The organism is Dactylosporangium sp. NPDC000244 (assembly GCF_040300725.1).
In the GTDB taxonomy this organism is placed as follows: Bacteria; Actinomycetota; Actinomycetes; order Mycobacteriales; family Micromonosporaceae; genus Dactylosporangium.
The window spans coordinates 78,387-100,046 of sequence record NZ_JBEPEH010000010.1 but is presented as its reverse complement, the minus strand read 5'-3'; the positions used below and the strand labels follow the sequence as shown (position 1 = coordinate 100,046).

Annotated in this window: 20 protein-coding genes; 18 read left to right on the top strand and 2 right to left on the bottom strand. The window is 71.8% G+C overall.

Annotated features, from left to right (window positions below):
• Positions 1-98: 98 nt before the first annotated feature.
• The 9 genes from ABT369_RS16035 to aroB all read left to right on the top strand — a co-directional run bounded on the left by ABT369_RS16035 (position 99) and on the right by aroB (position 9,064).
• A complete protein-coding gene (locus ABT369_RS16035) occupies positions 99-545 on the top strand; it encodes a DUF948 domain-containing protein (protein ID WP_350612832.1) in 447 nt (148 codons plus the stop codon).
• Positions 546-597: 52 nt separating this feature from the next.
• A complete protein-coding gene (locus ABT369_RS16030) occupies positions 598-864 on the top strand; it encodes a hypothetical protein (RefSeq protein WP_350612608.1) in 267 nt (88 codons plus the stop codon).
• Positions 861-3,521: an alanine--tRNA ligase gene (gene alaS, locus ABT369_RS16025; RefSeq protein WP_350612606.1), complete on the top strand. Its 2,661-nt coding sequence runs from the start codon at positions 861-863 to the stop codon at positions 3,519-3,521. Before ABT369_RS16030 ends, alaS begins: the two co-directional genes overlap by 4 nt.
• Before the next feature lie 272 nt (positions 3,522-3,793).
• Complete coding sequence (gene ruvX, locus ABT369_RS16020) at positions 3,794-4,261, top strand: Holliday junction resolvase RuvX (RefSeq protein ID WP_350612604.1); 468 nt, start codon at positions 3,794-3,796, stop codon at positions 4,259-4,261.
• Positions 4,262-4,283: 22 nt separating this feature from the next.
• The gene (gene mltG, locus ABT369_RS16015) at positions 4,284-5,480 is read left to right on the top strand and encodes an endolytic transglycosylase MltG (RefSeq protein ID WP_350612602.1); all 1,197 of its coding nucleotides are present in this window, start codon (positions 4,284-4,286) and stop codon (positions 5,478-5,480) included.
• Positions 5,481-5,495: 15 nt separating this feature from the next.
• Positions 5,496-6,281: a shikimate dehydrogenase gene (locus tag ABT369_RS16010; RefSeq protein ID WP_350612831.1), complete on the top strand. Its 786-nt coding sequence runs from the start codon at positions 5,496-5,498 to the stop codon at positions 6,279-6,281.
• A gap of 55 nt (positions 6,282-6,336) precedes the next feature.
• On the top strand, positions 6,337-7,515 hold the full coding sequence (aroC, locus tag ABT369_RS16005) for a chorismate synthase (protein ID WP_350612600.1): 1,179 nt from the start codon (positions 6,337-6,339) through the stop codon (positions 7,513-7,515).
• On the top strand, positions 7,512-8,009 hold the full coding sequence (locus ABT369_RS16000) for a shikimate kinase (RefSeq protein ID WP_350612598.1): 498 nt from the start codon (positions 7,512-7,514) through the stop codon (positions 8,007-8,009). The genes aroC and ABT369_RS16000 overlap by 4 nt, the downstream gene beginning before the upstream one ends.
• Positions 8,006-9,064: a 3-dehydroquinate synthase gene (gene aroB, locus ABT369_RS15995; RefSeq protein ID WP_350612596.1), complete on the top strand. Its 1,059-nt coding sequence runs from the start codon at positions 8,006-8,008 to the stop codon at positions 9,062-9,064. The genes ABT369_RS16000 and aroB overlap by 4 nt, the downstream gene beginning before the upstream one ends.
• A gap of 134 nt (positions 9,065-9,198) precedes the next feature.
• On the opposite strand, the gene mptB is transcribed toward aroB, so the two are convergent.
• The gene (gene mptB, locus ABT369_RS15990; RefSeq protein ID WP_350612594.1) at positions 9,199-10,551 is read right to left on the bottom strand and encodes a polyprenol phosphomannose-dependent alpha 1,6 mannosyltransferase MptB; all 1,353 of its coding nucleotides are present in this window, start codon (positions 10,549-10,551) and stop codon (positions 9,199-9,201) included.
• Between the two features lie 192 nt (positions 10,552-10,743).
• Between mptB and efp the strand changes: the two genes are divergently transcribed.
• Positions 10,744-11,301, top strand: coding sequence for an elongation factor P (gene efp, locus ABT369_RS15985; RefSeq protein ID WP_350612592.1), 558 nt, complete (start codon positions 10,744-10,746; stop codon positions 11,299-11,301).
• A gap of 124 nt (positions 11,302-11,425) precedes the next feature.
• A complete protein-coding gene (gene nusB / locus ABT369_RS15980) occupies positions 11,426-11,833 on the top strand; it encodes a transcription antitermination factor NusB (protein WP_350612830.1) in 408 nt (135 codons plus the stop codon).
• A gap of 169 nt (positions 11,834-12,002) precedes the next feature.
• On the opposite strand, the gene bldD is transcribed toward nusB, so the two are convergent.
• Entirely contained in the window at positions 12,003-12,491 is a 489-nt protein-coding gene (gene bldD, locus ABT369_RS15975; protein ID WP_033356835.1) for a transcriptional regulator BldD, read from the bottom strand.
• A gap of 191 nt (positions 12,492-12,682) precedes the next feature.
• Here bldD and pyrR point away from each other — a divergent pair, with 191 nt between their 5' ends.
• Genes pyrR through pyrF form a run of 7 tightly spaced genes read left to right on the top strand, consistent with a single transcriptional unit; the run spans position 12,683 to position 21,618 of the window.
• Positions 12,683-13,252, top strand: coding sequence for a bifunctional pyr operon transcriptional regulator/uracil phosphoribosyltransferase PyrR (gene pyrR, locus ABT369_RS15970; protein WP_350612590.1), 570 nt, complete (start codon positions 12,683-12,685; stop codon positions 13,250-13,252).
• Positions 13,249-14,163: an aspartate carbamoyltransferase catalytic subunit gene (locus ABT369_RS15965; RefSeq protein ID WP_350612588.1), complete on the top strand. Its 915-nt coding sequence runs from the start codon at positions 13,249-13,251 to the stop codon at positions 14,161-14,163. Before pyrR ends, ABT369_RS15965 begins: the two co-directional genes overlap by 4 nt.
• Positions 14,160-15,386, top strand: coding sequence for a dihydroorotase (locus ABT369_RS15960; protein ID WP_502891766.1), 1,227 nt, complete (start codon positions 14,160-14,162; stop codon positions 15,384-15,386). The genes ABT369_RS15965 and ABT369_RS15960 overlap by 4 nt, the downstream gene beginning before the upstream one ends.
• Positions 15,383-16,495, top strand: coding sequence for a glutamine-hydrolyzing carbamoyl-phosphate synthase small subunit (gene carA / locus ABT369_RS15955; protein WP_350612586.1), 1,113 nt, complete (start codon positions 15,383-15,385; stop codon positions 16,493-16,495). The genes ABT369_RS15960 and carA overlap by 4 nt, the downstream gene beginning before the upstream one ends.
• The gene (gene carB, locus ABT369_RS15950; protein WP_350612584.1) at positions 16,488-19,781 is read left to right on the top strand and encodes a carbamoyl-phosphate synthase large subunit; all 3,294 of its coding nucleotides are present in this window, start codon (positions 16,488-16,490) and stop codon (positions 19,779-19,781) included. Before carA ends, carB begins: the two co-directional genes overlap by 8 nt.
• Positions 19,778-20,779 (top strand): quinone-dependent dihydroorotate dehydrogenase, encoded by a 1,002-nt coding sequence (locus tag ABT369_RS15945; RefSeq protein ID WP_350612582.1) that lies wholly within the window; start codon positions 19,778-19,780, stop codon positions 20,777-20,779. Before carB ends, ABT369_RS15945 begins: the two co-directional genes overlap by 4 nt.
• On the top strand, positions 20,776-21,618 hold the full coding sequence (pyrF, locus tag ABT369_RS15940) for an orotidine-5'-phosphate decarboxylase (RefSeq protein WP_350612580.1): 843 nt from the start codon (positions 20,776-20,778) through the stop codon (positions 21,616-21,618). The genes ABT369_RS15945 and pyrF overlap by 4 nt, the downstream gene beginning before the upstream one ends.
• Positions 21,619-21,660: the final 42 nt, after the last annotated feature.

Here is a 21,660-nt window from a genome sequence, read left to right as displayed (position 1 = left end):
CATCCTGCGCCGGTCGAAGCGCGGCAATGCATCACGGAGGGTAGGGTTCCTCCGTTGGAATCACGCATTCATGCGGGTTGAGGAGGAACGGCGTGACCGTGTCCCTGGGCGGTATCGCGGCGCTGGTGGCGTCGGGTGGCTTCTTCGTGCTCGTCCTCGTGCTGGCCGTGCCCATCCTGCGCGCGCGGCACACGGTCGACGCGGCCACCGATGCGTTGCGCGATGCCGCCAACCAGACCACGCCGATGCTGGAGCGGGTCAACACCACCATCGACAACGTGAACACCGCGCTGACGCAGGTGCACACCACGCTCGACGGGGTCAACATGCAGCTCGCGCGGATCGACACGATCACCGAAAACGTGTCGCACGTCAGCGCGAACGTTGCGAACCTGTCCACGGTGGTCAGTGCGGCCGCGGCCAACCCGCTGGTGAAGGTCGCCGCGTTCGGCTACGGCGTGCGCAAGGCCGCGGCCAACCGGCGCCGTGACGCCGACGAGGCCGAGGTCCGCGAGCAGATCAAGCAGCGGCGCAAGCGCGGCTGAGCAAAGCGGCCGACTGAAGGTACGACCAACACAACAAGGGAAGGGTTGAGCCATGCGGCGTCTGCTGTGGCTCGGAATCGGACTCGCCGTCGGGGCGCTGGTGGTCCGGGCGGTCGCCAAGAAGGCCCAGGCCTTCACCCCGCAGGGCATCGCGGCGTCGGCGCGGGACGGTGCCGTGGGCATCGCCGCCGGAGTGCGCAACTTCGTCGACGACGTGCGCGACGGCATGGCCGAGCGCGAGGCTGAGATCCAGGCCGCGTTCGCCGACGGCCTGACCCTCGATGACGACCTTTACCCGGAAGGCCCGCAGTACCGATGAGAACCGCCGAGATCAAGCGACGCTTCCTCGCCCATTTCGAGAACAACGGGCACACGGTGGTGCCGTCGGCTCCGCTGCCGGCGATCGCGGACCCCAACCTGCTGTTCATCAACGCGGGCATGGTCCAGTTCGTGCCGTTCTTCCTGGGCCAGCGCACCCCGCCCTACAGCCGGGCCACGAGCGTGCAGAAGTGCATCCGCACGCCCGACATCGACGAGGTCGGCAAGACCAGCCGGCACGGCACGTTCTTCCAGATGAACGGCAACTTCAGCTTCGGCGACTACTTCAAGGAAGGCGCCATCAAGCTGGCCTGGGAGCTGTCGACGAACTCCGTCGCCGACGGCGGCTTCGGGCTGGACCCGGAGCGCATCTGGGCCACCGTCTACCTCGACGACGACGAGGCCATCGACATCTGGCGGCGCACCGGCCTGCCCGCCGAGCGCATCGTGCGCCGCGGCAAGAAGGACAACTTCTGGTCGATGGGCATCCCGGGCCCGGCCGGCCCCTGCTCGGAGCTGTACTACGACCGCGGCGACGCCTACGGCAAGTCCGGCGGCCCCGAGGTCGACGAGGACCGCTACCTGGAGTACTGGAACCTCGTCTTCATGCAGCACGAGATCACCAACGTGAAGTCGAAGGAGATCTTCGACATCGTCGGTGACCTGCCCAACAAGAACATCGACACCGGCATGGGCCTGGAGCGCATCGCCTCCATGCTGCAGGGCGTCGACAACCTGTACGAGATCGACGAGGTCCAGCCGATCCTGGCCAAGGCCGCGGAGCTGACCGGCAAGCGCTACGGCCAGGCCGTGTCCCACGTCGCCGCCGAGAGCCACCCCGACGACGTGCGCCTGCGCGTGATCGCCGACCACGTGCGCACCGCGCTCATGGTCATCTCCGACGGCGTCATCCCGAGCAACGAGGGCCGCGGCTACGTGCTGCGCCGGATTCTGCGCCGCGCGATCCGCTCGATGCGCCTGCTCGGCTGGCAGGAGGGCCCGGCGCTGCCGCTGCTGCTGCCGATCGCCCGCGACTGCATGGCCCCGTCCTACCCCGAGGTCGCCGACGAGTACGACCGGATCTCGCAGTACGCGTACGGCGAGGAGGAGCGCTTCCTGCAGACCCTCAACGCCGGCACCACGATCCTCGACCTGGCCGTCACCGAGACGAAGACCAAGGGCGGCAAACTGCTGGCCGGCGACAAGGCGTTCCAGCTGCACGACACCTACGGCTTCCCGATCGACCTGACCCTGGAGATCGCGGCCGAGCAGGGGCTGCAGGTCGACGAGGACGGCTTCCGCCGGCTCATGGCCGAGCAGAAGGCCAACGCCAAGGCCGACGCCCAGGCGCGCAAGACCGGCCACGCCGACCTCTCCGCCTACCGCGCGGCGCTGGAGGAGGGCGGCCCGGTCGAGTTCACCGGCTACCGCGAGGTCGTCCGCGAGTCCCGGGTCCGTTCCCTGCTCGGCGCGAAGGTGGCGGGGGAGGGCGAGGAGGTCTCGCTGGTCCTCGACGCGACCCCGTTCTACGCCGAGAGCGGCGGCCAGCTCGCCGACTCCGGGTTCATCACGCTCGGCGCGGGCCGGGTCGAGGTGCTCGACGTCCAGTCGCCGCTGCCCGGCCTCATCGTGCACCGCGCGCGCGTGGTGGCCGGCGAGGTCCACCCCGGCGACACCGCGTATGCCGAGATCGACGTCGACCGGCGCCGGGCCGTGTCCCGCGCGCACACCGCGACGCACCTGATCCACCAGACGATGCGCAACTTCCTCGGCGAGTCGGCGACCCAGGCGGGCTCGCTCAACGCCCCGGGCCGGCTGCGCTTCGACTTCAACACCCCCGGGGCCGTGCCCGCGAGCGTCCTGCACGACGTGGAGCAGCAGGTCAACGAGGTGCTCCTGCGTGACCTGCTGGTGCACGCCTTCATCACCTCGCAGGAGGAGGCGCGCAAGATCGGCGCCATGGCGCTGTTCGGCGAGAAGTACGGCGACGAGGTCCGGGTCGTCGAGGTCGGCGACTACGCCCGCGAGCTGTGCGGCGGCACCCACGTCGAGCGCTCCTCGCAGCTCGGCCTGGTCAAGATCCTCTCCGAGGCGTCGGTCGGCTCCGGCGTGCGCCGCGTCGAGGCCCTGGTCGGCCTGGACGCGTTTAGTCACCTGGCCCGCGAGCACGTGCTCGTGTCCCGGCTGGCGGAGCTCTTCCGTGTGCCCGGCGACCAGGTCGCCGATCGCGTCGAGCAGACGGTCGCCCAGCTGCGCGACGCCGAGCGCGAGCTGGAGAAGCTGCGCACGCAGGTCGTGCTGGCCGGCGCCGGCGCGCTGGCCGAGGGGGCCCGCGACGTGCGCGGCGTCGCGTTCGTCGGCACCGAGGCGCCCGAGGGCACGTCGGCCAACGAGGTGCGCACGCTGGTGCAGGAGATCCGCGGCCGCATCCCGGCGGAGCGCCCGGCCGTCGTGGCCGTGACCTCGCGGGCGGGCGGCAAGGCCTCGCTGGTCGTGGCCGTCAACGCGGCCGGCAAGGACCGCGGCCTCAAGGCGGGCGACCTGGTCAAGGGCGCCCTGTCCGGCCGCGGCGGCGGCAACGCCGACCTCGCGCAGGGCGGTGGCGTCCCGGCCGCCGAGGCGCCGAACCTGCTCGCCGCGGTGGAGAAGGCCCTGTAAACAGCAGCAAAAAAGGGCGGTCCCGGAAGGGGCCGCCCTTTTGCTGTCCGTGCCGATTCGCCGAAATACGAAATACCGGACTCATCACCCGAGTGGGGGACAGTCCACGCAACGGGCGTGTCGGACGGTGACGCGGCGCGCACGGGCCGCGTCACCGGTCGGAAAAACCCCGCCCGGACAACGGTTCAAGCCTGTCTTAAGTCTTCCGTTGCCGGCACCCGAGGGAGCGGGGGGTGGGGCGCAACGGTGCGCGAAGCGGTTAGGGTGCGCGTGTGGAGCAGTGGACTCGGGGAAGGCGTCTCGGCATCGATGTGGGGTCGGTGCGGGTCGGTGTGTCCGTGTGTGACCCCGACGGCATCCTCGCCAGCCCCGTGGCCACCGTCGCGCGAGACCAGAAGACCGAGCCGGACAAGCAGCCGTCCGACATCTCGGAGATTCTCCGGTACGTCGCCGAATACGAAGCTGTCGAGCTCGTCGTGGGCCTGCCGATCAATCTGGCCGGCCGCGAGGGTCCGGCGGCGACCCTCATCAGGCAGTACGCGGATCGGCTGGCCGCCGCGGCGGCGCCGGTGCCTGTCGTGCTGACGGACGAGAGGATGTCCACCGCCACGGCAGCACGTAGGCTGTCGGAGCGCGGCGTCCGAGGCAAACGCCAGCGCGCGGTCGTCGACCAGGCGGCCGCGGTGGAGATCCTGCAGGGTTGGCTCGACGCCAGGCGTGCCGGAGCAGTTCGTGGCTGAGCGCCCAGGAGGCAGAGTGCAGATGGACGAGCTGGATCTGGCGTGGGAGGACGAGGAGCGGCCGCGTCACCGGCACCGTTCCAACTCCAACTCCGCCCCGGCCAGGAAGCGCAAGAAGGGCCGCGGCGGCAAGACCTTCCTCGCCTTCTTCATCAGCCTGCTGGTCGTCGGCGGCCTCGCTCTCGGTGTGTGGGTCGGCATCGACAAGGTCAAGGACATGTTCAACGCCCCCGACTACAACGGCGGGGGCACCGGTGAGGTGACGGTCGAGGTCGTCCAGGGCCAGCTCGCCGCCGACATCGCCAACACCCTGGTCGAGAAGGACGTCGTCAAGAGCGCCAAGGCGTTCATCGAGGCGGCCAAGAGCGACGAGCGCAGCCGCAAGCTCCAGGCGGGCTTCTACAGCCTCCGCAAGCAGATGAAGGCCTCGGCCGCCCTGTCGCTCATGCTCGACCCGCGCAGCCGCGTCGTGAACAAGGTGACCCTGCCCGAGGGCCTGACCTGGCAGGACACGTTCAAGAAGCTGTCGGACGTCACGAAGATCCCCTACGCGGACTTCGAGAACGCGGCCAAGGACCCGAAGGCTCTCGGCGTCGGCGACGTCTGGTACACGCGGCAGGACAAGAAGGAACGCGACCCGGGCATCGAGGGCTTCCTGTTCCCGGCGACCTACGACCTTCCGCCGAACGTCGACGCGGCCGGCATCCTGAAGATCATCGTCGCCCGGTTCAACCAGGAGATCGAGAAGATCGGCTTCATCGACACGGTCCAGAGCGCGCTGCACATCTCGCCCTACGAGGCGCTCGTGGCGTCGTCGATCGCCCAGGTCGAGGGCCTCGACAAGGACCAGGCCGGCATCGTGCGGGTGCTGTACAACCGCGTCTACAGCGGCAAGTTCCCGTGCAACTGCCTGCAGGTCGACAGCACGGTCAACTACTACCTGCGCATCACGAACAAGGGCGCCAAGCCGTCGACCGAGCTGCTCAACAGCGAGATCCACAACAAGAACAACCCGTACAACACGCACGACTTCCCCGGCATGCCGCGCGGCCCGATCAGCAACCCGGGCAACAGCGCGCTGAGCGCGGCCATGAACCCGCCGAAGTCGGACTACTACTACTTCCTCGCCATCAACACGCAGGGCGACACCGCGTACGCCAAGACGTACCCGGAGTTCCAGTCGCTGTGGACCCAGGCGCAGAAGAACGGCGTGAAGTAGGTGCCCCGTGCCGCGGTGCTCGGCAAGCCGGTGGGCCACTCGCGCTCACCGGCGATCCACCGGGCCGGGTACGTCGCGGCGGGCCTGGGCGGCTGGACGTACGACGCCATCGAATGCGACGAGAGCGCCCTGGCGGATCTGGTCGGCGGGCTCGGCCCCGAGTGGGCCGGGCTCTCCCTGACCATGCCGCTCAAGGAGGCGGCCCTGCAGGTCGCGAACCTCGTCGACCCGTTCGCGGCGGCGATCGGCGCCGCGAACACGCTCGTGCGCCGTCCGTACGGCTGGCACGCGTACAACACCGACGCCCCCGGCATGGTGCGAGCCCTGCTGGAGGCCGGCGTCTCCCGGACGCCGGCCGTGGCCCTGCTGGGCGCCGGCGGCACGGCGAGGGCGGCGATCGCGGCCGCGGCCAGCCTGGCGGCGGACGTGACGGTCTACACGCGGCGCCCGGAGGCGGCCGAGGAGCTGCGCCCGGTGGCGGAGGCCCTCGACGTGGAGCTGACGGCCAGGCCCTGGGCGGCCGCCGTGGAGGCGGCCACGGCCCCGGTCCTGATCTCGACGGTCCCGAAGGGCGCGGCCGACCACCTGGCGGTCGCGGACTTCTCCGCGCGGCCGGTGGTCTTCGACGCGATCTACGACCCCTGGCCGACCCCGCTGGCGGCGGCGGCCCAGGACGCGGGCTGCCCGATCGTCTCGGGCCTGGACCTGCTCCTGTGGCAGGCGGTGGACCAGTTCGAGCTCTTCACCTCGGCCAAGGCGCCCGTCGCCGCGATGCGCGCGGCCCTGACCGCCACCAGGTGAGATCACCGCGGCCCGGCGGGCCGCCGGGTAACACGCACGTGACAAACTGGCGAGCGTGCTGCGCTGGTTGACTGCTGGGGAATCCCATGGCCCGGCGCTCGTCGCGATCCTCGAGGGTGTGCCCGCCGGGGTGGAGCTGACGAGTGCGTCCGTGGCGGCTGAGCTCGCCCGTCGACGCCTCGGCTACGGCCGCGGCGCGCGGATGGCCTTCGAGCAGGACGTCGTCGAGTTCATCGGCGGCCTCCGGCACGGGCTGACGCTCGGCAGCCCGGTCGCGATCCGGGTGGCCAACAGCGAGTGGCCCAAGTGGGAGACGGTCATGGCCGCCGACCCGGTCGACCCCGAGCTCCTCGCCGCCCAGGCCCGCAACGCCCCGCTGACCCGGCCCCGGCCCGGCCACGCGGACCTGGCGGGCATGCAGAAGTACGGCCACACCGACGCCCGCCCGATCCTCGAGCGCGCCAGCGCCCGCGAGACCGCCGCCCGGGTCGCCGTGGGCACGGTCGCCAAGGCGATGCTGCGCCAGGCCCTCGGCATCGAGATCGTCTCGCACGTCATCGAGCTCGGCTCGGTCGCGGCCAAGCCCGGCCTGCTGCCCACCCCCGACGACTTCGAGCGCATCGACGCCGACCCGCTGCGCTGCCTCGACCCGGACGCGAGCGCCCGCATGGTCGAGGAGGTCGACGCGGCCAAGAAGGACGCCGACACGCTGGGCGGGATCGTGGAGGTGCTGGCGTACGGCGTGCCCCCGGGCCTCGGCAGCCACGTGCAGTGGGACCGCAAGCTCGACGCCCGCCTGGCCACCGCGCTCATGTCGATCCAGGCGATCAAGGGCGTGGAGATCGGCGACGCGTTCACCCAGGCCCGCTCGCGCGGCTCGGTGGCCCACGACGAGATCGTCAACACCCCCGACGGCGTCAAGCGCGTCACCGACCGCGCCGGCGGCCTCGAGGGCGGCATCACCACCGGCGAGCCGCTGCGGGTGCGCGCCGCGATGAAGCCGATCTCGTCGCTGAACCGCGCCCTGCAGACCGTCGACGTGACCACGGGCGAGGCGGCGACGGCGATCAACCAGCGCTCCGACGTCTGTGCCGTGCCGGCCGCGGCCGTCGTGGCCGAGGCCATGGTCGCCCTGGTGCTGGCCGAGGCGGCGCTGGAGAAGTTCGGCGGCGACTCGGTGCCGGAGATCCGCCGCAACCTGACCGGCTACCTCGAGAACCTGGTGATCAGGTGAGCCCGCGCGCGGTGCTCGTCGGCGCGCCCGGGGCCGGGAAGACCACGGTGGGGGAGCTGCTCGCCGAGCACCTCGGCGTGGCGTTCGCCGACGCCGACGCCCTCATCGAGGCCGAGGCCGGCAAGCCCATCCCCGAGATCTTCTTCGACGAGGGCGAGGAGCACTTCCGGGCCCTCGAGCGCGCCGCGATCCGGTCCGCCCTCGAGGGCTTCGACGGCGTCCTCGCCCTCGGCGGCGGCGCGATCATGGCCGAGGAGACCCGCAAGGCGCTGGCCGGGCACACGGTCGTGTACCTCTCCGTCGAGTTCGCCGACGCCCTGTCCCGCGTCGGTCTCGGCGCCGGCCGCCCCCTGCTCGCCCTCAACCCCCGGGCCACGCTCAAGCACCTGCTCGACCAGCGCCGCCCGCTCTACGAGGAGGTGGCCACCGTGACCGTGCCGACCGGCGGCCGCACGCCCGAGGAGATCGCCGAGCAGCTGGCGGCGGCGGTATGAAGTTCGTCGACGTGTCCGGCTACGCCGTGCAGATCGGCCGCGGCGCCGGTGACGCCGTCGCGGACCTGGTCAAGGGGGCCAACCAGGTCGCCGTGATCTTCGCCGGCCCGGTGCGCGCGCACGCGGCCCGGATCGAGGCCGCGCTGACCGCGGCGGGCGCCACGGTGCTGCCGATCGAGGTCCCCGACGCCGAGGCCGGCAAGGACATCGAGGTCGCGGCCCGCTGCTGGGACGAGCTCGGCGCGGCCGCCTTCACCCGCACCGACGCGGTCGTCGGGGTCGGCGGCGGCGCGGTCACCGACCTGGCCGGCTTCGTCGCGGCGTGCTGGCTGCGCGGCGTGCGCCTGGTGACGGTGCCGACGAGCCTGCTCGGCATGGTCGACGCGGCCGTCGGCGGCAAGACCGGCGTCAACACCGCGGCCGGCAAGAACCTCGTGGGCGCGTTCTACCCGCCGGCCGGGGTCCTGTGCGACCTGGCCGCCCTGGACACCCTCCCCGCCGAGGACCTGCTCGCGGGCATGGCCGAGATCGTCAAGTGCGGCTTCATCGCCGACCCGGTGATCCTGGACCTCGTCGAGGCCGACCCGGCCGCGGCCCTCGACCCGCGCGGCGACGTGCTCGCCGAGCTGATCGAGCGCTCCGTGGCCGTCAAGGCGCGCGTGGTCTCCGAGGACCTGCGCGAGAGCGGCCTGCGCGAGATCCTCAACTACGGCCACACGCTGGGCCACGCGATCGAGCGGCGGGAACGGTACCGCTGGAAGCACGGCCACGCCATCAGTGTCGGCCTCGTCTACGCCGCCGAGCTCGGCCGGCTCTCGGGCCGCCTCGACGCGGACGTGGCCGATCGGCACCGGGCCATCCTCGAGCGCCTCGGCCTCCCGGTCTCCTACCCGGCCGACGCGTGGGAGGACCTCCACGCCGCGATGCGGGTCGACAAGAAGGCCCGCGGCTCGATGCTGCGCTTCGTGGTGCTCGACGCGCTGGCGGCGCCCGGCACGCTGGAGGGTCCCTCCGACGAGCTGCTGCGGGCCGCGTACGCCGCCGTGGCGGCGTAACCACCCTCGAGGGCCGGGATTCCTGGCGGGAGCGACGGTCCGGACCCCGGCGGGCCCGAGCAAAATATCCCCCGTCAGGGTATAAATCCGACATGTCGCGTCACGCAGTGTCCGACATGTCGGGTGCGGCGTGCTCAGGCGGCGGGCACGGCCGCCAGCGGTGCCGCGACCGGCGGACGCATCCGCAGGTAGAGCAGTCCGGCCACGGTCCCGACGACCGCCGCGACCACCGCCTCCGGATACCCCGGCGCGCCGGTCGGGAGCAGGAAGAGCGCCAGGCCCACCGAGCCCCACACGGCCGCCTGCGGCACCCGGCGCAGGCCCGCGGCCAGGGGCACGAAGGCCCACAGCAGGTACCACGGATGCACGACGGGCCCGAGCAGGATGATCGAGCTGAGCGCCAGGCCGAGCCCGGCCACCGGGTTCGGGGCGCGCAGCAGCGCCCAGCCCGCCAGCAGGCAGCCGGCCACCGCGGCCACGGTGCGGATGATCTGCATCGGCTCCGGCCAGCCCACCGCGCCGAGCAGCAGCCCCAGGTCGGTGCTGAAGGACAGGCCGTTGCGCACCGACGCCGGGGTGCGCATCGCGCCGATCCAGCCGAGGCCGAGCCCGGACGCGAGCTGCAGCCCGGCGGCCGACGCGGCCGCGGCCGCCCCGATGCGCAGCCACGCGCGCGGGGCGAGCACCAGCACGGTGAGCAGGGCCAGCGCGGCCGGGGCCTTGATCAGGGCGGCGGCGCTGATGAGGGCGGCGCCGAGCGCGGGGTGGCGGCGGACCGCGGCGTAGATGCCGGCCGTCATGAGGCCCACCATGAGCGCGTCGTTGTGCATGCCGGCCACCAGGTGCAGCAGGAGCAGCGGGTTCAGGGCGCCGAACCACAGGGCCCGCTGGGGCGGGACGCCGACGCGCGCCGCGATGCCGGGCAGGCACAGCACCACCAGGGCCACGCCGGCCAGGGAGATCAGGCGGAAGGCCCAGACGCCGAGCATCACGTGCTCGCCGGTGAGGTTGACCACGGCGGCGGCCGCGCGCAGGAACAGCGGGCCGTAGGGCGCCGGGGTGTTCTGCCAGATTCCGGGGACCTCCGCGGCGAAGGGGCCGCCCATGGTGCTGGGGCCGAACTTGTAGGCGTCGAACCCCTCGTGCACCATCGCGCCCTGGGCCAGGTAGCTGTACACGTCCTGGGAGAACATCGGCGGGACGAGCACCAGCGGGGCCGCCCAGCACAGCAGCGTCCGCATGAGGTCGGCCGGGCTGTGCTCGTCCAGCGTGCGCCGCAGCCGCAGCCAGGCGCCGCACAGCAGGGCGATCCCCACGTAGGCCGTCGCGATCGCCACCAGGGGGAAGTGCCGCAGCTCGCGGATCACCGGCCAGTGGGCGAACGGGTCACCGCGTTCGGGAAGAGCGCCGGCGGCCAGACCGCCCAGTGCGATGGCGACGGATCCGGCGAAGCCCAGGGTACGGTTGAGGAGGTCCGGTCTTCCCACCCCGGCACGCTGGCAGAGTCAGGTGTCTCGATGGATACGGAAAGATGAACACGGGCCGCTGCGCCCGGTACACTGCGTCGGGCCACTCCTGCCTTCCCGGTACACTTCACCGGGCCTTTTTCCCGCGTACCGCTCGGGATCACATCTTCCCGGTCCGCTGGGCCGGCAGTGACGAAAGTGACGTCGAATCACATGGCATCCACGAACGACCTGAAGAACGGCCTGGTGCTCAACCTCGACGGCGACCTGTGGACCGTCGTTGAGTTCCAGCATGTCAAGCCGGGCAAGGGCGGCGCGTTCGTGCGGACCACCCTCAAGAACGTGCTCTCCGGCAAGGTGGTCGACCGTACGTTCAACGCCGGCACCAAGGTCGAGACCGCCACCGTCGACAAGCGCACGATGCAGTACCTCTACGCCGACGGCGAAGACTTCGTGTTCATGGACCTGGACACGTACGACCAGATCACCGTTCCCGGCGGGGTCGTCGGCGAGGCGAGCAAGTTCCTGCTCCCCGAGGCCGAGGTGATCGTCGCCACGCACGAGGAGGCGCCGCTCTACGTCGAGCTGCCGACCTCGGTGATCCTCGAGATCACCTACACCGAGCCGGGCCTGCAGGGCGACCGCTCCACCGGCGGCACCAAGCCGGCCACCGTCGAGACCGGCGCGACCGTCAACGTGCCGCTGTTCATCTCGACCGGCGAGAAGATCAAGGTCGACACCCGCGACAGCCGTTACCTGGGCCGGGCGTGACCGGTCCGGAGCGAAGCGGAGGGGCCGGTCACCAGGGGCACAGGCCCAAGTCGCGGCGCCGGAGCGAAGCGGAGGAGGCGTGACCAGCAATAACTCGTTCTTGGGCGGTGACGTCACCGCTCAGATGACGGCCCGCCGCAAGGCTCGTAAGCGGGCCCTGGACGTGCTGTACATGGCCGACCTGCGCAAGGAGCCGCGCGGGTCGGTCCTGGCCGCCTACGTGGCCAACCTGGAGGAGCCGAAGCCGTCCTACCTGCCCTACACGGTCCGCCTGGTCGAGGGCGTCGAGGACCACTCGGCCCGCATCGACGAGCTGCTGGCCAGCTACGCCGAGGGCTGGACGCTGGAGCGGATGCCGGTGGTGGACCGCAACCTGGCCCGCATCGCCGTCTACGAGCTGCTCTACAACGACGAGATCGACAACCCGGTGGCGATCACCGAGGCGGTCGAACTGGCCGAGACGCTCTCCACCGACGACTCGCCCCGCTTCCTCAACGGCATCCTGGGCCGGATCGCGGACTACGCCACCTGAGAGTGCGTTCCAGGGCCCGGACCGCGTCACCTGCGGACCGTTCCTCCCGGGCGACTCGGGCCGGGGCCCAGCTCCGCCGGCCCTGGCCCTGCGACTGCGCGGTGCCAAGAGCAAAGGGCCGCACTCGATCCCGAGTGCGGCCCTTTCGTCGTGCGCTCATGCGTCGTGCTCAGCTCTGGAACAGGCTCCGCGGGTCGGTGACCAGCACGCCGTGCTCGTTGAGGCGCTCGACCAGGCCCGAGGGCGAGGCGTCGTAGACGATCGCCAGGGCGCGCAGGTCGTCGGCGCGGATGGACAGCACGCGGCCGTTGTAGTCGCCGCGCTGCTGCTGGATGGCCCGGGCGTACCGGGCGACGTAGGCGAGGTCCTCGGCGCCGGCGTCGTAGAGGCGCTCCAGGTCGAGGACGATCTTGTTGGTGGGCTCGTGGCGCACACCGCTGCCCTCGGGCAGCAGCTCGGCGACGGGCACGCGGTAGAACTCGGCCAGCTCGGCCAGGCGAGAGACGGTGACGGCACGGTCGCCACGCTCATACGACCCGACGACGACGGCCTTCCAGCGCCCGGCCGACTTCTCCTCGACACCCTGCAGAGACAGCCCCTGCTGCTGTCGGATGGAGCGCAGGCGAGCACCAAGAGACTTGGCGTACTCAGACGGCATACGGACACTCCCAGTCACTGGCCTGAGGGGTTTCCCCAGCGATCGCTACGGAGCGTGACCGTAACTGGCGCACGACGCGGGGTCAAGTGGTCGAGACCCTTCCGTTGCCCTGGTCAGGGCGGTTGTTAGGGTAGTTGACGTTCGACGTCCTTTAACGACCCGTCCGGAGAGGCGGGGAAGGAGGTCTGGTTTTGTCGTCCCCGACAACCGGCACTGAGCTGGGTAAAACCATCCTAACGGCGACGGATGTCGCCCGTGTGGTGGACCGGATTGCCCATCAGATTCTGGAAAAGACGTCCGGAGCGGCCGAAACGGTGCTGCTGGGCATACCTACTCGTGGCGTTCCGCTGGCTCGCCGTCTGGCTGCCCGGATCGCCGCGTTCGAGGGCTTTGATGTCCCGGTGGGTGTGTTGGACATCACGCTCTACCGAGACGATCTGCGGCTCCACGCGACGCGTGCTGTGGGTCACACGGAAATTCCACCCGGCGGCCTCGACGGGCGCCGCGTGATCCTCGTCGACGACGTCCTGTTCTCCGGGCGCACGGTCCGCGCCGCGCTCGACGCGCTCAAGGACCTCGGCCGGCCCCGCGCCGTCCAGCTGGCCGTGCTGGTCGACCGCGGCCATCGCGAGCTGCCCATCCGGGCCGACTACGTGGGCAAGAACATCCCGACCTCGATGGACGAGAACGTGCGGGTGCTGACGGCCGAGATCGACGGCAGCGACGCCGTCCTGATCAAGAGCAGGGGGGACCGGGCATGATCAAGCACCTGCTCAGCGCGGCCGACCTCGACGCGCCGACCGCCACCCTGGTGCTGGACACCGCCGAGGAGATGGCGAGCCTGGCCGCACGGGAGGTCAAGAAGCTGCCCACGCTGCGCGGCCGGACCGTGGTGAACCTCTTCTACGAGGACTCCACCCGCACCCGGATCTCCTTCGAGGCCGCGGCCAAGCGCCTGTCCGCCGACGTCATCAACTTCTCCGCCAAGGGCTCCAGCGTCTCCAAGGGTGAAAGTCTCAAGGACACGGCGCTGACGCTGCAGGCGATGGGCGCCGACGCCGTGGTGGTGCGCCACCCGGCCAGCGGGGCGCCGCACCGGCTCGCCAACTGGGTCGACGGCAGCGTGGTCAACGCCGGCGACGGCACCCACGAGCACCCGACGCAGGCGCTGCTGGACGCGTACACCATGCGCAGCCGCCTCCGCCGCCTCGCCGGCCTCAACGTCGTGATCGTCGGCGACGTGCTGCACTCGCGGGTCGCGCGCTCCAACGTGCAGCTGCTGCACACGCTCGGGGCCAAGGTGACGCTCGTCGCGCCGCCGACGCTGCTGCCGGTCGGGGTCGAGGCGTGGCCCGCCCGCACCTGCTACGACCTCGACGCGGTGGTGCCCGACGCCGACGTGGTGATGATGCTGCGCGTGCAGCGGGAGCGGATGAACCAGGCGTACTTCCCCTCCGAGCGCGAGTACTCCCGCCGCTACGGCTTCGACGTGCCCCGCATGCGCCGCCTGCCCGAGCACGCGATCGTCATGCACCCGGGCCCGATGAACCGAGGCATGGAGATCGCGCCCGAGGTGGCCGACTCCGCCCGCTCCACGATCGTCGAACAGGTCGCCAACGGCGTCTCCGTGCGGATGGCCGTGCTCTACCTGCTGCTCGGAGGAAAATCGTGATCATCTCCAACACCCAGCTCGGCGAGATCACCGTCGAGGACGGCGTCATCGCCGCGATCGACCCGGCGAAGACCGGGCCCGCCATCGCGCTGCCCGGGCTCGTGGACCTGCACACCCACCTGCGCGAGCCGGGCCGCGAGGACGCCGAGACCGTCGAGTCCGGCTCCCGGGCCGCGGCGCTGGGCGGCTACACCGCCGTGTGCGCGATGGCCAACACCTCGCCGGTCGCCGACACCGCGGGCGTGGTCGAGCAGGTGTGGCGGCTCGGGCGCGAGGCCGGCCTGGTCGACGTCCAGCCGATCGGGGCCGTGACCGTGGGCCTGGCCGGCGAGCAGCTCGCCGAGCTCGGCGCGATGGCCGACTCCGCGGCGAAGGTCCGGGTCTTCTCCGACGACGGGCACTGCGTGCACGACCCGCGGCTCATGCGCCGCGCGCTGGAGTACGTGAAGGCCTTCGACGGGGTGATCGCCCAGCACGCCGAGGAGCCGCGGCTGACCATCGGCGCGCAGATGAACGAGGGCGCGGTCGCCGCGCGGCTCGGGCTCACCGGCTGGCCGGCCGTCGCCGAGGAGGCGATCATCGCCCGCGACGTGCTGCTCGCCGGGCACGTGGGCGCGCGGCTGCACATCTGCCACGTCTCCACCGCGGGCAGCGTCGAGCTGATCCGCTGGGCCAAGTCCAAGGGCTGGCGGGTCACCGCCGAGGTCGCCCCGCACCACCTGCTGCTCACCGAGGACCGCGCCACCCAGTACGACCCGGTCTTCAAGGTCAACCCGCCGCTGCGCACCGAGGCCGACGTGCTGGCCCTGCGCGAGGGCCTGCTGGACGGCACCATCGACTGCGTCGCCACCGACCACGCCCCGCACAGCGTGGAGGACAAGGAGTGCGAGTGGGCGTACGCCCGGCCCGGCATGCTCGGGCTGGAGACGGCGCTCGCGATCGTGGTGCAGACGATGGGCCCGCGCTGGGACCGCATCGCCGAGTGGATGTCGGCCGCGCCGGCCCGCATCGCCGGGCTGAGCGGGCACGGGACGCCGCTGGCCGTCGGGCAGCCCGCCAACATCGCGATCTTCGACCCGAGCGTGCGCTGGACCGTCGACCCGACGGCCCTGGCCAGCCGCTCCCGCAACACCCCCTACGCCGGAATGGAGCTGCGCGGCCGCATCGACGCGACCTACCTGCGCGGCGAGCCGACGGTGCTGAACGGAAAGGCGACACGGTGAGGCGCAGAGAGGCCCTGCTCGTCCTGGAGGACGGGCGCACCTTCCGGGGTGAGGCGTTCGGTGGCATCGGCGAGACCTTCGGCGAGGCCGTCTTCAACACCGGCATGACCGGCTACCAGGAGACGCTGACCGACCCCTCCTACCACCGCCAGGTGGTCGTGCAGACCGCGCCGCAGATCGGCAACACCGGGGTCAACGACGAGGACGACGAGTCCGACCGGATCTGGGTGGCCGGCTACGTGTTGCGCGACCCGTCCCGCAGCCACTCCAACTGGCGCGCCACCGGCAGCCTCGAGGACCGGCTGGCCGCCGAGGACGTGGTGGGCATCAGCGGCATCGACACCCGGGCGCTCACCCGGCACCTGCGCGAGCGCGGGGCCATGCGGGTCGGCGTCTCCAGCGTCGAGTCCGACCCGCAGGCGCTGCTCGAGCGGGTCCGCCGCCAGCCGCAGATGCTCGGCGCCGACCTGTCCGCCGAGGTCAGCACGGCGCAGCGGTACACCGTGCAGGCCGAGGGCGAGCACCGGTTCACGGTCGCCGCGATCGACCTCGGGATCAAGCGCAACGTCCCGCGCCGGCTCGCCGCCCGCGGGGTCACCACCCACGTGCTGCCCGCCTCGGCGACGCTCGAGGACATCCGGGCGCTCGGCGCCGACGCGGTCTTCTTCTCGCCCGGCCCCGGCGACCCGGCGACCGCCGACGGCCCGGTGAGCCTGGCCAAGGCGGTGCTGGGCGCGCGCATCCCGCTCTTCGGCATCTGCTTCGGCAGCCAGATCCTCGGCCGGGCGCTCGGCTTCGGCACCTACAAGCTCGGCTACGGCCACCGTGGCATCAACCAGCCGGTGCTCGACCGCACCACCGGCAAGGTCGAGGTCACCAGCCACAACCACGGCTTCGCGGTCGACGCGCCGCTGGACGCCAGGGCCGACACCGAGTTCGGCGCCGTCGAGGTCAGCCACGTCTGCCTCAACGACAACGTGGTCGAGGGCCTGCGCTGCCTCGACACGCCGGCCTTCACCGTGCAGTACCACCCGGAGGCGGCAGCGGGGCCGCACGACGCGGATTACCTGTTCGATCGATTCGCGGAGCTGATGCAGACCAATGCCTAAGCGCACCGACCTCCGGCACGTCCTCGTCATCGGATCCGGTCCGATCGTCATCGGGCAGGCGTGCGAGTTCGACTACTCCGGCACCCAGGCCTGCCGCGTGCTGCGGGCCGAGGGCCTGCGGGTCAGCCTGGTGAACAGCAACCCGGCGACCATCATGACCGACCCCGAGTTCGCCGACGCGACCTACGTCGAGCCGATCACGCCCGAGTTCGTCGAGCAGGTGATCGCCAAGGAGCGCCCCGACGCGCTGCTGGCCACCCTCGGCGGGCAGACCGCGCTCAACACCGCGGTGGCCCTGCACGAGGCGGGCGTGCTGGAGAAGTACGGCGTCGAGCTCATCGGCGCCGACATCGACGCCATCCGCCGCGGCGAGGACCGGCAGCTGTTCAAGGACATCGTCGCCCGCGCCGGCGGCGAGACGCCCCGCTCGCGGGTGTGCCACTCCATGGACGAGGTGCACGCCACCGTCGCCGACCTCGGCCTGCCGGTCGTCATCCGGCCCTCGTTCACCATGGGCGGGCTCGGCTCCGGCATGGCCCACACCCCCGAGGACCTCGAGCGGCTGGCCGGCGGCGGCCTGGCCGCCTCGCCCGTGCACGAGGTGCTCATCGAGGAGAGCGTGCTGGGCTGGAAGGAGTACGAGCTCGAGCTCATGCGCGACAAGCACGACAACGTCGTCGTCGTGTGCTCGATCGAGAACGTGGACGCGATGGGCGTGCACACCGGCGACTCGGTGACCGTCGCGCCGGCGATGACGCTCACCGACGTGGAGTACCAGAAGCTGCGCGATCTCGGCATCGCCGTGCTGCGCGAGGTCGGGGTCGACACCGGCGGCTGCAACATCCAGTTCGCGGTGAACCCGGCCAACGGGCGGCTCGTGGTCATCGAGATGAACCCGCGGGTGTCCCGCTCCAGCGCGCTGGCCTCCAAGGCGACCGGCTTCCCGATCGCGAAGATCGCGGCGAAGCTGGCCATCGGCTACACGCTCGACGAGATCCCCAACGACATCACGCTCAAGACGCCGGCCGCGTTCGAGCCGTCGCTGGACTACGTCGTGGTGAAGATCCCGCGCTTCGCCTTCGAGAAGTTCCCCGGCGCCGACGCCGAGCTCACCACCACGATGAAGTCGGTCGGCGAGGCGATGTCGCTCGGGCGGACCTTCGCCGAGGCGCTGGGCAAGGCCATGCGCTCGATGGAGACGAAGGCCGCGGGCTTCTGGACGGTGCCGGACGCCTCGCTGCTCGGGGACCTGCGCGTCCCGCACGACGGGCGCCTCTACACCGCGGAGCTGGCCCTGCGCCAGGGTCACACCGTCGAGGAGGTCGCGGCCGCGTCGGGCTTCGACCCGTGGTTCGTCGACCAGCTCGCCGCGCTCGTGGAGCTGCGGGCCGAGATCATCGACGCCGCCGTGCTCGACCTGCCGCTGCTGCGCCGGGCCAAGCGCGCCGGGCTGTCGGACCGCCAGGTCGCGGCGCTGCGGCCCGAGTTCGCCGGCGAGGACGGGGTGCGCTCGCTGCGCCACCGCCTCGGGCTGCGGCCGGTCTACAAGACGGTCGACACCTGCGCCGCCGAGTTCGCCGCCGGGACGCCGTACCACTACAGCACGTACGAGGACGAGACCGAGGTCACCCCGTCCGACCGGCCGAAGGTGATCATCCTCGGCTCCGGCCCGAACCGCATCGGCCAGGGCATCGAGTTCGACTACTCGTGCGTGCACGCGGTCATGGCGCTGCGGGCCAAGGGCTTCGAGACCGTCATGGTCAATTGCAACCCGGAGACCGTCTCCACCGACTACGACACCGCCGACCGGCTGTACTTCGAGCCGCTCACCTTCGAGGACGTCCTCGAGGTCGTGCACGCCGAGGACAGCTCGGGCCGGGCCGCCGGCGGCCCCGGCGTCGTGGGCGTCATCGTGCAGCTGGGCGGGCAGACCCCGCTCGGGCTCGCCGAGCGCCTGGAGCGGGCCGGGGTGCCGATCGTGGGCACGTCGCCCAAGGCGATCGACCTCGCCGAGGACCGCGGCCTCTTCGGCCAGCTGCTCACCGAGGCCGGGCTGCGCTCGCCCGCGCACGGCACCGCGACCACGTTCCCGGAGGCCAAGCGGATCGCCGACGAGATCGGCTACCCGGTGCTGGTGCGCCCGTCCTACGTGCTCGGCGGGCGGGGCATGGAGATCGTCTACGACGAGCCGACCCTGCGCGACTACATCGGCCGGGCCACCGAGATCTCGCCCGCGCACCCGGTGCTCGTCGACCGCTTCCTCGACGACGCCATCGAGATCGACGTCGACGCGCTGTGCGACGCGACCGGCGAGGTGTACCTCGGCGGCGTGATGGAGCACATCGAGGAGGCCGGCATCCACTCCGGCGACTCGTCCTGCGCGCTGCCGCCGATCACGCTCGCGGCCGTGCACCTGGCCGAGGTGCGCCGGTACACGGTCGCCATCGCGCGCGGGATCGGGGTGCAGGGGCTGCTCAACGTGCAGTACGCGCTCAAGGACGACGTGCTGTACGTCCTCGAGGCCAACCCGCGCGCCTCCCGTACGGTGCCGTTCGTGTCCAAGGCGACCGCGGTGCCGCTGGCCAAGGCGGCCGCCCGCATCGCGCTCGGGGCCACCGTCGCCGAGCTGCGCGCGGAGGGGCTGCTGCCGGCCGAGGGCGACGGCGGGTCGGTGCCCGAGCACGCGCCGGTCGCCGTGAAGGAGGCGGTGCTGCCGTTCAAGCGGTTCCGCACCGCCGAGGGCAAGGGCGTGGACAACCTGCTCGGCCCCGAGATGAAGTCGACCGGCGAGGTCATGGGCATCGACCCGTCCTTCGGGCACGCCTTCGCCAAGTCGCAGGCGGCCGCGTACGGCTCGCTGCCCACCTCCGGCACCGTGCTCGTCACGGTGGCCAACCGGGACAAGCGTGGGATCGTCTTCCCGGTCAAGCGCCTCGCCGACCTCGGCTTCGCGATCGTGGCCACGGCCGGCACCGGGCAGGTGCTGCGCCGCTACGGCGTGGCGTGCGAGATCGTGCCCAAGCACTTCGAGGAGGGCGCCGGGCGCAACGCCGTCTCCCTCATCGCGGGCGGCGAGGTCGACCTGGTGATCAACACCCCGCAGGGCTCCAGCGGGCGCCAGGACGGCTACGAGATCCGCAGCGCCGCCGTCGTCGCCGACATCCCCTGCATCACGACCCTGCCGGGCGCGGCGGCCGCGGTGATGGGCGTCGAGGCGCTCATCCGCGGGGAGATGACGGTCCGCCCGCTGCAGGAGCTGCACGCGGCCCTGCGGCAGGCGCGGTGACCGGCCTCTACGAGCGCACGGTCCGCCCGGTCCTGTTCCGGCTGCACGGCGGCGACGCCGAGTCGGTGCACGAGCGGACCCTGCGCATGCTCGCACGGCTGCCCCGGGCGCGGCGGGCACTGAGCCCGCCCGGGGCGCGCCGGACCGTGTTCGGGGTGGACTTCCCGAACCCGGTCGGGCTCGCCGCCGGCATGGACAAGGACGGCCGGGCCCTGGGTGCCTGGCCGCGGCTGGGCTTCGGCTTCGTCGAGGTCGGCACCGTCACCCGGCACCCCCAGCCGGGCAACGACCGGCCGCGGCTGTTCCGCCTGCCGGAGCACGAGGCGATCGTGAACCGGATGGGCTTCAACAACGCCGGCGCCGAGGCCCTCGCGGCCCGGCTGCGGGCGCTGGGGCCGCTCCCGGTGCCGCTGGGCATCAGCCTGGGCAAGTCGAAGGTGACCCCGCTGACCGGCGCCGTCGAGGACTACGTGCACAGTTTCCGGCAGCTGTACGGCCTGGGCTCGTACTTCGCCGTCAACGTCAGCTCGCCCAACACGCCGGGCCTGCGCGAGTTGCAGGACAAGGCGCACCTGTCGGCCCTGCTCGGCGCCCTGCGCTCGGAGGCCCAGGCGCTCGGCGGCGAGGTGCCGATCCTGGTCAAGGTCGCCCCCGACCTGACCGAGACCGCCCTGGGCGACCTGCTCGACGTCTGCCTCGGGCTGGGCGTGGCCGGGCTCATCGCGACCAACACGACCATCGAGCGCCCCGGCGTGACGACCCCGGAGGCCGGCGGGCTCAGCGGGCGGCCGCTCGCCCCGCGGGCCCTCGAGGTCGTGCGGTTCGTGGCCAAGGAGTCCGGGCTGCCGGTCATCGGCGTGGGCGGCATCACGCGCCCCGACGACGCCGCCCGGATGCTCGACGCGGGCGCCGCGCTCGTGCAGCTCTACACCGGCTTCATCTACCACGGCCCGGCGCTCGTGCGCGGAGCCGTCGCAGCGACGAGGAGCGCGACGTGACTGATGCTTTCGGGGCCCGTCTGCGGGCCGCCATGGACTCGCTGGGGCCGCTGTGCGTGGGCATCGACCCTCACCCCTCCCTCCTGGCCGCCTGGGGCCTCTCCGACGATGTCAAGGGCCTGGAAGCGTTCGGTCGGACGGTCGGAGAGGCCCTGGCCGGACGGGTCGCGGCGATCAAGCCCCAGTCCGCCTTTTTTGAGCGTTTCGGCTCAAGAGGCATAGCGGTGCTCGAGTCGGTTATCCGACAGTTGCGCGGCTCCGGGAGCCTCGTGATTCTCGACGTCAAGCGGGGCGACATCGGCTCGACGGCCGCCGCGTACGCCGACGCGTACCTCGATCCGGCCTCCCCGCTGTGCGCCGACGCGGTCACGGTCAGTCCCTACCTCGGCTTCGGTGCGCTTCGCCCGATCATCGACAAGGCCCGCCAAAACGGGCTCGGCGCGTTCGTCCTGGCCCTCACCTCCAATCCCGAGGGCGCGGCCGTCCAGCGGGCCGTCGCGGCCGACGGGCGCACCGTCGCGCAGACCATCATCGACGAGATTTCGCAGGTCAATGCGGGTGTGAGCCCGATGGGCGACATCGGCGTGGTGGTCGGCGCGACCGTCGGGCCGACCGGCCACAGGCTGACCGATCTCAATGGACCGATCCTCGCGCCGGGCCTCGGCGCGCAGGGCGGAAAGGCCGAGGATCTGCGCGCCGTATTCGGGAACGCGCTCGATCTCGTTCTGCCGTCGTGGTCGCGTGAGGTCCTCTCGGCGGGTCCGGATCAGGCCGCGTTGCGGGCCGCGGCGGACCGTGCGCGTGATTCCTGTGCGTCCGCAATTGCGGTCACTGCGTGATCATCGAATCTTCACAAGGCGTCGATCTTGCCTTCCGACGTT